1 protein-coding gene is annotated in these 582 nt (G+C 57.2%); it reads right to left on the minus strand.

Going from position 1 to position 582, the window contains the following annotated elements:
• On the minus strand, window positions 1-582 hold a 582-nt coding region (locus tag JF66_RS20015; protein ID WP_035880641.1), incomplete at both ends, for a TIM barrel protein.

The following is a 582-nucleotide window of genomic DNA, read 5'->3' on the forward strand; positions in this document are numbered from 1 at the left end:
GTTCCTCTGAGAGCATCTGCTCGACCGAATAGCCTGGCGGTAAAGGAGTGTCGCTCATGTCCCGATACGGAATGAACGGGTCCGGGTCTTCGTCGGAGTGGCGGAATGCCGGCGCTGAGTAGTGATTTTCTTGTTCCAGGCTGAACACGGTGACTTGCGGCTCGTGATCCCCCAGCATCAGAAGTTCACACAGCAGACGCGGGCTGGGGAGATCATCCTGATCGCTCCCCTGATTCACGCCCTGGTGCCCGAATCCGTGGAGTTCCGGCACGATGCGCACGCCTTTGAGATGACTCTGCCGAATGTAGGGGGCGAGTCCCCTGAGGGCCTCTAGTGGGCGCTCGTCGGCGTTGATCATGTTGCCAAAATCGAACAGAGCGTGAATCCGCGGATGATTGATCTGGCGAAGCACGTGGACGATATCTGAGCTTTTGAGCTCTTCGTGCTGTTCACAGTCAAAGTACAGATCGTAGACATCGGCCTGATCGGCCATGTACCGCAGGTCGGACTCGACGATTTTCAGGACCTGGGAAAGAAGACCCTCGTATCGCGAATACACGCGGATGTTCTGGGCTCCAATGG

The organism is Cryobacterium sp. MLB-32, from assembly GCF_000738085.1.
GTDB lineage: Bacteria > Actinomycetota > Actinomycetes > Actinomycetales > Microbacteriaceae > Cryobacterium.